The 10,900-nt window shown below is 34.2% G+C and carries 9 protein-coding genes; 7 read left to right on the top strand and 2 right to left on the bottom strand.

Annotated elements, in window-relative coordinates:
* Positions 1-331: 331 nt before the first annotated feature.
* Positions 332-1,120: a HipA family kinase gene (locus CWS01_RS22030; protein WP_101179721.1), complete on the bottom strand. Its 789-nt coding sequence runs from the start codon at positions 1,118-1,120 to the stop codon at positions 332-334.
* An 813-nt stretch (positions 1,121-1,933) separates the two neighbouring features.
* Here CWS01_RS22030 and CWS01_RS22025 point away from each other — a divergent pair.
* From CWS01_RS22025 to CWS01_RS21995, 7 genes are all read left to right on the top strand, one after another.
* Positions 1,934-3,208 (top strand): ABC transporter substrate-binding protein, encoded by a 1,275-nt coding sequence (locus CWS01_RS22025; RefSeq protein WP_101179719.1) that lies wholly within the window; start codon positions 1,934-1,936, stop codon positions 3,206-3,208.
* Between the two features lie 73 nt (positions 3,209-3,281).
* On the top strand, positions 3,282-4,229 hold the full coding sequence (locus CWS01_RS22020) for a carbohydrate ABC transporter permease (RefSeq protein WP_101179717.1): 948 nt from the start codon (positions 3,282-3,284) through the stop codon (positions 4,227-4,229).
* A gap of 1 nt (position 4,230) precedes the next feature.
* On the top strand, positions 4,231-5,061 hold the full coding sequence (locus tag CWS01_RS22015; RefSeq protein ID WP_101179715.1) for a carbohydrate ABC transporter permease: 831 nt from the start codon (positions 4,231-4,233) through the stop codon (positions 5,059-5,061).
* 34 nt (positions 5,062-5,095) lie between these two features.
* The gene (locus CWS01_RS22010) at positions 5,096-5,989 is read left to right on the top strand and encodes an AraC family transcriptional regulator (protein WP_101179713.1); all 894 of its coding nucleotides are present in this window, start codon (positions 5,096-5,098) and stop codon (positions 5,987-5,989) included.
* Positions 5,990-6,168: 179 nt separating this feature from the next.
* Positions 6,169-7,674: an alpha-glucosidase/alpha-galactosidase gene (gene melA, locus CWS01_RS22005; protein ID WP_101179711.1), complete on the top strand. Its 1,506-nt coding sequence runs from the start codon at positions 6,169-6,171 to the stop codon at positions 7,672-7,674.
* 210 nt (positions 7,675-7,884) lie between these two features.
* Positions 7,885-8,850 (top strand): Gfo/Idh/MocA family protein, encoded by a 966-nt coding sequence (locus tag CWS01_RS22000; RefSeq protein WP_101179709.1) that lies wholly within the window; start codon positions 7,885-7,887, stop codon positions 8,848-8,850.
* Between the two features lie 467 nt (positions 8,851-9,317).
* Entirely contained in the window at positions 9,318-10,481 is a 1,164-nt protein-coding gene (locus CWS01_RS21995) for a pyridoxal phosphate-dependent aminotransferase (RefSeq protein ID WP_407938596.1), read from the top strand.
* 27 nt (positions 10,482-10,508) lie between these two features.
* Here the strand turns inward: CWS01_RS21995 and CWS01_RS21990 are convergent, their stop codons facing one another.
* Positions 10,509-10,763 carry a GrpB family protein gene (locus CWS01_RS21990; RefSeq protein WP_268877097.1) on the bottom strand — a complete coding sequence of 85 codons (255 nt, stop codon included), beginning with the start codon at positions 10,761-10,763 and terminating at the stop codon, positions 10,509-10,511.
* Between the last annotated feature and the right edge of the window lie 137 nt (positions 10,764-10,900).

The raw sequence follows: 10,900 nt of genomic DNA, 5'->3' as shown, positions 1-10,900 counted from the left end.
GTCCCGGTTACACCAGTTGCCCCAGTAACACCAGATGAACCAGTTAAGCTGGGAGGTTTAGGCGGTTTATGATGTTTAGGTGGTTTTGAGGGTTTAGGCGGCATATTCATCAACTCCAAATAGTAGGATAATATAAAGTATTAATTTACAAGGTAAATAGTTCTAGGACAAAGCCAAAAAATGAAAAATATTTAATCATTCTAGTTGTTTCTTTATTTATAAATATAAACGTTTAATTTCGCTTGGTTTAATGAAGTTCTCTACTGTCTATTTCTATATAAAATAGCTTACATTCTGTCATCCTGTTGAAAATTTTTAACTGAAATTTTTTCTACTCGCTCGAGGAGTTCCAAATGGGAAAATAACTTTTTAAATGTGTAATAATCTTTCTCACTCTTTTTTTTCTCATAATTAAGTGGAATAGAAGAGTTTTTACTTCTTCTTTGGAAACTTGCCATTCGGAAGGAATATCTTTCCCAAATGCAGCAGCAATTTCTTCGTCCGTTATAGATTCAAGTTTCTCTAATGCCAATCCAAAGGGATCTTCATTATCAATAAAGGGGACAAATTCTTGATAGATTTCCCCCCAAATAATATCCTTACTATCTGTCCAAGAAACGAGACTTTCAATTGTCCAGTCAGGACCATTAAAGGCATCAGCATGATCGATTAATACTAGTTCATATGGATTTTTTCCAACAACTAGTATGTTTTGAGGTTCCAGTCTCCTATCGTAATTGGTAATCCAATGATCAAAAACAATTATCTCAGGCAGCATATGAATGTTTTTACAAAAATAGAGCTTATCGGGGCTATACTCGCTCGCATTTTTAATAAATAGACTTCCGAAGTGCGGGCCCTCTTGAATACCCTTTTCATCTAATAAATGTGGATCATTAAATATACTTTTAGAGAAAACAATTATCCGACCGTAGGACAAGGGGAGATTTAAAAGCCTTCCTAATCGATAAGATACCAGTTCATTAAATATTGCTCTTCTGCCTATTGGATTTGACATAGCTTTAACAACATAAGTATTTCCGTCACTACATCGGAATAATTGGGCGTACATTTCCCCCTCATCAACAGCTCCTAAATATTCAGTGGCATAAATGGTCATTTTTTATTCCCTTCCTCCATAATTTTCCTAAGAAAAAAAGTTTGACCTGTTATAAGTTCTTATTAGTTTATTAGATTGAAATTTGGTTTGTGTGGGAGAATGTCCTAATCCCAATGAAAAAACAATTGCATCGTTATTATAGAGGGATAAAGAAAGTTAAATAGAGGTAATTCCAATATAGATGTTATCCATTATATATTGGAATTAAGTTTCAGTTCCTTAAATGGTAATCAATTAAATCAGTTTCATCATTAAAACAGATGCAAAAGCTGCCCTATTTTTGATCAAAAAAAGTATAGTCTCAGAAATGTGGATATTATGTTTTTTTATTAATAGAGGTATGGAGATAATGTAGGATAAAAAATTTATTGTAAGGGCGTTAGCAGAAAATTAATACTTAAAAGTTAGGATTATAAACATGAATTAAAGCAAGAGGTTAGGATTTTATATTGTACTGTAAATTTAGTGTATATATAATAAAGCTAGTAAGATTACACTAATTTTTCTGACTATATATTATGAAAATAGGAGTATTAAGGAGGGAATATATATGTAAGAATTGTAGATAAGTTTAGTTTGAACAGTGTAAAGTTAAAAACTAGATTTTAGTATGTGAGAATATCATGAGGTTTAATATTACTATCCTGTAAAATGTAAGCGCTTTTTTATGGCGAATAATAGACACAATACTTCACTTTAATGCCTTCTATTATCTAGAACTCTAATTATAGTTTTATATTTAAGTTTGCAAGATTTCCGATATTTTTTACAGAAAAGTTAGGGATTAAATATATACTAGGGGGAAATTCAAAAATGAAAAAAGGTCTATTTAAATGGCTGCGCTTAAGTGTAATTTTATCAATTATTGTATCACTTCTTGTCGCTTGCAGTTCAGGTTCTTCTGGTACAGCAAAAGATGGAAAGGTGACGTTAAAGGTTTTAGACTGGAATGGAACCAATACGAAAGAGTCAGAAAAATTAATCAAAGAAACGGTTGAAAAAGAGCTCCCTAATGTAAAGCTTGAATTTGAATACATAAATTGGGATACGGATTTTAGCTCTGTTATGCAAACAAGAATTGCAGGAAATCAATTGCCGGACATTATTATGATCAAGGGCGGAGATCATCCAAAATACACGGAGCACTTAATGGATCTTTCTTCAGAGGATTTTATGAATGAATTCCCAGCAGATATCAGAAAAGCCCTACAAATTGATGGGAAGGATTATGCGGTGCCATATACATCCAATTTTCAAGGAGTATTTTACAATAAAAGAATTTTTACAGAAAATCACATTGAAATACCAAAAACATGGAATGAGCTAATGGAAGTTGCAGAAACATTAAAAAGTAAGGGGATAACTCCATTTACGAATCATTTTAAAGATTATCAAATTGGCAATAATTTTAATCAGTTTGCAACATTAGAAGTATTTTCAAAATATTCAACCTGGGGAAATGATTTGCAAAAAGGAAAAGTTTCCTTTGCTGCGTCTCCTGAATTCAAAACGGTGTTCGAACATTTCAAGGATGTATCTAAATACTCTAATAAAGATCCATTTGGATTAGACTTTACTGGAGCTGCCGAAATGTTTGCAAAAGAGGAAACAGCTATGTGGATCATTGGCACGTGGTCAACTGCTCAGGTATTGAAAAATAATCCTAATCTTGAAATCGGCTTTTTCCCGACACCTGCAACAGATGCAAATAATACCAAAATCATTATGCAACCAGATCATACATTTTCTGGAAGTGCAAAAACGAAGTATCCGAAAGAAGTAAAACAAGTACTGGGAATTTTTGCTACAAATAAAGAGATGGCTAAAAAGTACATTGATATTGTGCAAACAGAAAGCTTAATACCTGATGTAGTTTCAGATGTAAAAGCGCCATATGTAGATGATATCAATCATTATAAGAGCATTGGGGCCCTTGATGCAAACGTAGGAAATGTACAAATTCCATGGCCATATCAAGAGCAAAGCGGCAGTTATATCGCTGAATGGCTTCTAGGCAAAAAAACGTTGGATAAGGCTTTAAAAGCAACAGATGCTTATAAAGCAAAGGTGAAATTTTCAACTAAATAAAAGCACTTAAAAAATAGGGGAGAGGGAAACAATTCCTCTCTCTAAATTTAAATGGTAATGGGGTGTTTTTTATATGAATGTAGAAGGAAAAAATATTCAGCCCATAGATGCTCGGGCTTCAGCTAATCCAACGTCGATTATTCATAAAAAGAAAAAGGTTAACTCAAATAGCATTCAATATTTTTTATTATTGCTGCCCCCTTTGATTTTTTTTATTGTAGGCATGATTATTCCACTTATGATGGGAATATATAATTCTTTTACAGATTGGGATGGAATTAGTTTAGAAAAAAATTGGATTGGTTTTTCTAATTATATGGAAATTTTCAAAGATGAAATGTTTATAAATTCATTTAAATTTACGGGTTTATTTATGATTTTTAATACGCTGATTCAAAATGTTGCAGCATTTGTATTTGCTGTTTTTCTCGACAGCAGCATAAGGGCAAAAAATTTCTATCGGACTATTATTTTTGCTCCTGTATTATTAAGTCCTATTTTAGTTGGCCAAATTTGGACAAAAATGTACGGCACCATTTTACCAAGCATTAATGACATACTTGGCCTTAGCATTAATTTTAATTTATTCTCAAGTCCCGATACGGTTTTAACAGGTCTTATCATTGCAAACAACTGGCAATGGATTGGCTATTGGATGCTTATCTATTTGGCAGGCCTTCAAGCTGTTCCAAAAGATATTTATGAAGCGTGCATAGTGGACGGGGGGAACTGGTGGCAAAAATTTCTGCATATTACCATCCCGATGCTTGGTCCATCGATTACGATATGTACGATTGGAATTGCAACAGGAAGTCTAAAAGTGTATGAATTAATTGTAGCTTCAACAGGCGGGGGACCTGGAGATGCTTCTAAATCAACCATTATGTATATTTATGACAGTGCATTCATGTCACAGCGGTCAAGTTATGCTTCAGCAATGAGTGTTGTATTTCTTCTTGTATTGCTTATATTTGCTTTCATTCAATTGAAAGTTTTACGCAAAAGGGAGGTTGAATTATAACATGAGTAAAAGGTACACGAAAGGAACGTTTCTTATCCAAGTGATTGTCACGGTCATCGCATTATTTTATTTGATTCCTTTTTTAATTGTATTTCTTTATGCGTTTAAGTCACCACAAGAACTAATTGATTCTTCCCCATTTTCATTGCCCAAAAAACTTGAATGGGATAACTTTATGCAAGCATTTGAAGCTTTAAACTTTTTGCAAAGCTTCGGAAATACTTCTATTATCACAGCAAGTGCTGTATTGCTTATCATTTTGCTTAGTGGCATGGCAGCTTATTCCATAGTGCGAGGGAGAAACAAGTTTTTTAATGGATCATATATGTTTTTTATTGCAGGGATTTTAATCCCTTACCAAGTCATTTTTGTTCCAATGTTTGTTCTTGGGAGCAAATTAGGATTTGTCAACAACCTGTTTGGCATTATTTTTCTGTATGTGGGCACTAGCCTTCCATTTGCCATCTTTGTAATGGCTGGTTTTATGAAAACAATTCCGAAAGAAATTGAAGAAGCTGCTTTTATCGATGGCTGTTCGATTATGCGCACATTTTGGGTCATTATCTTGCCGATGCTAAAGCCTGTTGCTGCTGCATTAACCATTATTTTATCGCTCCAAATTTGGAATGATTATCTTTTGCCACAGCTCTTTTTATCAGACAACAGCATGAAAACCCTTACTGTTATGCAATCAACTTTATTTAGTGCATTTGAAACCAATTTTAATGTAGGTTTTGCAGGAATTATTATCTCTTCCCTTCCGATTTTAATTTTATTCCTTTTCATGCAAAAACATTTTGTAAAAGGCATTACAATGGGTTCTGGAAAGTAACAAGACTATCTTAAGGCGAACAATGGAGGTTGTAATGAACCATATCAGTTTATACCAACGTGAATTATTAACAGACCATTATCATCCTAAGGTGTTTGCTTATTATTTTAAACGGTGGGAAAGTTATCATATGTCATTTCATTCACATAAAGAGATTGAAATTATGTATGTAATAGATGGGAAATGTATGGTTGAAACAATGGAAGAGTCCGTTTCTATGAAAAAAGGTGATTTTATTTTATTAGATGCAAATGTGCCTCACCGGCTAATGGTCGATAAAAATACACCTTGCAGGATGTTAAATGTGGAATTCTCCTTTTTAAAAAAAGAAGGAAGTTTTCCATCCATAAAGGATTTGGCTTCTGAAAACAAGAACTTAGCTGAATTTCTTTTGCATAGTCGTTCCTATGTTGTATTAAAAGACTCGAATGAAATCTATTATACTTTAAAAAATGTAGTGCTTGAATTGGATAAAAAAGAATCAGAAAAAGATATAATGATTCAGCTTCAATTAGCGCAGCTTCTTATACAAATTGCAAGACTAGCAGCTTGGGAAAAAGAGAAGAAAAGTGAACACCAGCAAGCGGATTTATATGTAAAAAAGACGATTGAGTATCTTCATCATAATTACGATTGCGATATTCAAGTAAAAGATATTAGTCAGGCTGTAAATCTGCATCCAGGATACCTTCATAGAATTTTCAAAAAACAGACAGGTTCGACCATTGTGGAATATTTGACCTCACTAAGAATGGAAAAAGCAAAAATGCTGTTGGCGGATACAGATATTCCAGTCATTGAAATATCTTATTATATTGGAATTAATAGTCGTCCATATTTCAGTCTTCTTTTTAAAAAATATACAAATATGACACCAAATGAATATCGAAAATCTGTTGAACAAAATATTGTGAAATTCGGTCGTTGATTATTGGATAGAAATGTTTCTAAATATATTGTATTCCATGTAGCGGAGAACATTAAATTAGTTACGATTTTAGACAATATATCCGCTTGAAAAGTAATAAAAATGAACACGTTTACATTATCTTGGTGATAGGATTATACGCATAAGGATTAAGTATAAATAGTAAAGGAGAGTTCTACATGACATTTAAAATTGCATTTATCGGCGCAGGCAGTATTGGATTTACTAGAGGTCTTCTGCGAGATTTGCTTTCTGTACCAGAATTTCAAAATATAGAAGTGGCCTTTACAGATATTAGTGCACAAAATTTAGAGATGGTTACAAAGCTTTGCCAAAGGGATATAGATGAAAATGGGCTAGATATAAAAATTTATGCTACACAAAATCGCAGGGAAGCATTAAGAAATGCAAGATACATATTCTCTGTTGTTCGAATAGGCGGTCTTGAAGCTTTTCAACATGATGTGGATATTCCCCTTAAATATGGGGTTGATCAATGTGTCGGCGATACGCTTTGTGCAGGCGGCATTATGTATGGACAGCGTGGAATTCCTGAAATGCTCAATATTTGCAAAGATATTCGTGAGGTGGCAGAACCAAATGCACTGCTTTTAAACTACGCGAATCCAATGGCAATGTTAACATGGGCCTGCAATAAATATGGCGGTGTAAAAACGATTGGTCTTTGCCATGGAGTACAGGGAGGGCATCGACAAATCGCAAAGGCTTTTGGGTTAAAAAAGGAAGAAGTCGATATCATTTGTGCAGGAATCAATCATCAAACTTGGTATATTAGCATTAAACATAATGGTGAAGATTTAACAGGGAAGTTATTGGAGGCATTTGAAAATCATCCTGAGTTTTCTGCAACGGAAAAAGTCAGAATTGATATGTTAAGACGATTTGGTTATTACAGCACGGAATCGAATGGTCATTTAAGCGAATATGTCCCGTGGTATCGTAAACGCCCTAAAGAAATCAATGAATGGATTGATCTTGGCACTTGGATCAATGGTGAAACTGGCGGATATTTACGTGTCTGTACAGAAGGGCGGAATTGGTTTAAAACAGACTTTCCAAATTGGCTGAAAGAGCCGGCAATGGAATATAAACAAAAAAATCGCGGAGAAGAGCACGGTTCCTATATTATTGAAGCTCTTGAAACAGGCCGTGTTTACAGAGGCCATTTTAATGTCGTGAATAATGGGGTGATTGCTAATCTTCCAGATGACGCGATCATTGAAGCTCCAGGATATGTAGATCGCAATGGCATTAGCACACCCTATATTGGAGAGTTGCCCCTTGGACCTGCTGCTGTATGCAATGTCAGCATCTCTGTTCAAAGACTTGCTGTAGAAGCGGCTGCTATAGGAGATGATTTTTTGCTCCGTCAAGCAATGATGATGGATCCCCTTGTTGGAGCAGTATGCAATCCAAAAGAAATTTGGCAGCTTGTTGATGAAATGTTAGTGGCACAAGCACAATGGCTTCCTCAATATACAGAAGCTATTGAAAAAGCAAAAGAGAAACTTTCTTCTGATAACTTAATTCCTACAAAAGATTATAAAGGCGCAGCACGTTTAAAGGTAAAATCAATAGAAGAAATGGCACAAAACAAACAAGCAGCCCGTAAAAATGCCGGCGAATCAGATAAAGCGATTGAGCGTCCTTCCGCAACACATTAGGAATCAGTGAATTAAAATATTATTTTTAAACAAGAGGCTGAAGTGGCTTCTTGTTTTTTATAAGGGAAAAAATGAAAGTTTTTAACTGAAAAGAGAAAAAATTCCGTTATTTTTGTATAATCATAGAAGAACAAAAAATAGCCTCTACTGTTTAACAGAGGACAAACAGCACAAAAAATTAGTTTTACCATATAAAAAGGGGTGCTTTTTATGAAAATCGGAATGATAGGTACAGGCTGGTTTGCCAAAATGCATGCGAATATCTTAGGAGAGATAGATGGAGTAGAGGTTACTGCATTTTGCGGGACGAGTCTAGAAAAGGCAGAGAAAGAAGCAAAGAAATGGCCAAATGCTTTAGGATTTACCAATGTGGAAGAAATGCTAGATAAACAAAAAATGGATGCTGTTTATATTTGTGTCCCTCCAATGGTTCATGGAAGAATGGAATTGGCATTAATAGAAAGGCAGATTCCTTTTTTTGTAGAGAAGCCACTGGGAATAGGGGAGGAACCATCTAAAATTGCAAAGAAAATAGAAGAGAAGGGTCTTATTACTTCAGTTGGATACCATTGGCGCTACAAAGAAACTGCCACAAGGGCACTCTCAATGATGAAAGAACGCAAAATTGGCATGGCGTTAGGGTATTGGATGGGAGATATGCCGCTGGTTCCTTGGTGGAGAGATATTACTAAATCAGGAGGCCAATTTTTGGAGCAAACAACCCATATTGTGGATCTATTGCGTTTTGTGTGTGGGGATGTTAAGGAAGTTTATGCAGTATATAATGACCAAATCATGCAAGAAAAAGTAGAGGGTACGACTGTTTCAGATGTAGGAAGTGTCATCTTGAAACTGAATAATGGTACAATAGCAACAATATCTAATACTTGTATTCTTCCTACTTCCCATAAAATTGGATTGGATTTGTATACAGAAGAAGGCGTGCTAGAAATTCGTGATGACCTGCTGCGTGAGGTGAAAGGGGATAGAGTTCTAGAATATAAAGAGCAGTCCAATCCATATGTTTTAGAAAATACTATTTTTCTAAATGCTGTTAAAACAGGAGATTCCTCTCAAATTCTATCAGACTATCAAGATGCCGCAAAAACTCACCGAGTGACATTAGCGGCTAATCAATCAGCAAAGAAGGGCGAGTCAATCGTTTTGGGCCTGTAGGAGGGAACTTCTAAGCAGTAAAAATAAATGTTTATCCATTTAAGTGACCGGCAATAATAATAAAGTATTCCCCCTTTATCTTGGAGAAGCCTTAGCATATTTTTTTAGCAAAGGCTTCTATTTTTTTGTTCTTCCCTATAAGGGATAATGATAAATCATGTTCTGGGAAAAAGTGAATGATCCTTCCTTGCTGCTATTTCAATAATTGCCCTTATTTAGTTGTGTTATTACATTTACAGCTGCTTCATCTCGTAAAACATCCTTTTTTTTATCATTTTGATTTGAAATTTTTTGAATTAGACAAATTATAATGTAGTTCATGTATAATAAGAGGCGTACTTATCATTATTTCAATACTATTTTATTAATTTGTGAAATGTCAAAGAACAAAAATACGGAGTAATAGGATAGGTAATTATCTACATACTAATTAGTAAAAGCGTAAGGAGAATTTAAAAATGGAAGAATTGACAAATAGGTTTAACAGGCAAGTAGGCAAAATTGAAGTTTCTTTAATCCGTCGATTTGATGAACAAGTATCTTCTATAAAAGATATGATTAAATTGACATTAGGAGAGCCAGATTTTAACACGCCGGAACATGTAAAAGCAGCAGGAATTGAGGCCATTGAACAAAATTATACGCATTATACTGGTATGACTGGTTTAATAGAAGCTAGAGAAGCGATGAGCAAGTTTTTTGATAAAAAATATGGCATTACCTATAAACCAGAAACAGAAATACTTGTAACAGTTGGTGCAACTCAAGCAATTTCTGCAGCTTTATTAGCTATTTTGGAAGAGGGAGATAAAGTGTTATTGCCATCTCCAATCTATCCGGGATACGAACCAATTATTACACTTGCAAAAGCTGAGCCTATTTATTTGGATACGTCCAAAAATAATTTTGTATTAACACCAGAAATGATTGACCAAGCGATGAGTGAATATGGCGATCAAATAAAAGCAATCATATTAAACTATCCAAGTAATCCTACCGGTGTTACATACACGGAAGAGGAAGTAAAGGCAATTGCAGATACAGTCAAAAAATATCCTATCTTTGTTATAAGTGATGAAATATATAGTGAATTAACATATGATGGATTACATATTTCTATTTCTAAATATATACCAGAACGCACGATTATCATTAATGGCTTATCGAAATCACATGCAATGACAGGATGGCGTTTAGGATTTATATTAGCAGATGAAAAGCTGACAAAAGAAATCATGAAAGTTCATCAATACTTAGTGACAGCTGCATCAACTATCTCCCAAAAAGCTGCTATTCGCGCATTAGTTGAGGGAATAGATGATGCAAATGAAATGAAAATAGAATATAAAAAAAGACGAGATTTTGTTTATGAAGAAATGACAAAATTAGGATTTGAAATCGCCAGACCAAATGGAGCATTTTATATTTTTGGAAAAATTCCACAAGGATATATTCAAAATTCAATGGATTTTTGTGTGGATTTGGCTAAAAATAACAAGCTCGCTATTATTCCAGGGATTGCATTTGGCCAAGCAGGTGAAGGGTATGTACGTATTAGCTACGCTGCAAGCATGGAAACACTTCAAGAAGCAATGAAGCGATTAACAGCTTATATGAACAATAAAAAATAGTCTATAGAAGAAAAACTGGCTGAATTCTTATTGCAGGTTCAGCCAGTTTTTTGCTTTTTCATCGATTTCTTGTATATAATCCTTTTTTCCTGCTATGTATTTTGGTATATCTAATAGGTGTTTTTGTGCCAATGTTTGCCTTAATGGACTATACTGCTGCGCTTCTTTTGGGTGTGCTATCAGATAATCTCTAAAGGCCAAATGTCTGGCTATTTCTTTATTTCCTTTTTCCAAAACATGAATATGGTGCGTGCGCTTATCTCCTCTTTTTCTAAAAAATATTTGGTTTCAGTATATAATGGCAAGTTTGATTGGGAAAAGTTCTACTTACAATTTGGAAGGAGAAGAAGAAATTAGCAGAGATGGATTTATTTTTTATAAAAAAACTTGCGAGAAATTGTTGACAAAATTATAAAGAT

This window comes from Niallia nealsonii (assembly GCF_002835805.1).
GTDB lineage: Bacteria > Bacillota > Bacilli > Bacillales > Cytobacillaceae > Niallia > Niallia nealsonii.
This window is presented reverse-complemented; position numbering and strand designations above follow the sequence as displayed.

Excerpts from the sequence above, each read along its gene's own strand:
- CWS01_RS22030 (WP_101179721.1), bottom strand. The coding sequence starts at position 1,120 with ATGACCATTTATGCCACTGAATATTTAGGAGCTGTTGATGAGGGGGAA.
- CWS01_RS22025 (WP_101179719.1), top strand. The coding sequence starts at position 1,934 with ATGAAAAAAGGTCTATTTAAATGGCTGCGCTTAAGTGTAATTTTATCA.
- CWS01_RS22020 (WP_101179717.1), top strand. The coding sequence starts at position 3,282 with ATGAATGTAGAAGGAAAAAATATTCAGCCCATAGATGCTCGGGCTTCA.
- CWS01_RS22015 (WP_101179715.1), top strand. The coding sequence starts at position 4,231 with ATGAGTAAAAGGTACACGAAAGGAACGTTTCTTATCCAAGTGATTGTC.
- CWS01_RS22010 (WP_101179713.1), top strand. The coding sequence starts at position 5,096 with ATGAACCATATCAGTTTATACCAACGTGAATTATTAACAGACCATTAT.
- melA (WP_101179711.1), top strand. The coding sequence starts at position 6,169 with ATGACATTTAAAATTGCATTTATCGGCGCAGGCAGTATTGGATTTACT.
- CWS01_RS22000 (WP_101179709.1), top strand. The coding sequence starts at position 7,885 with ATGAAAATCGGAATGATAGGTACAGGCTGGTTTGCCAAAATGCATGCG.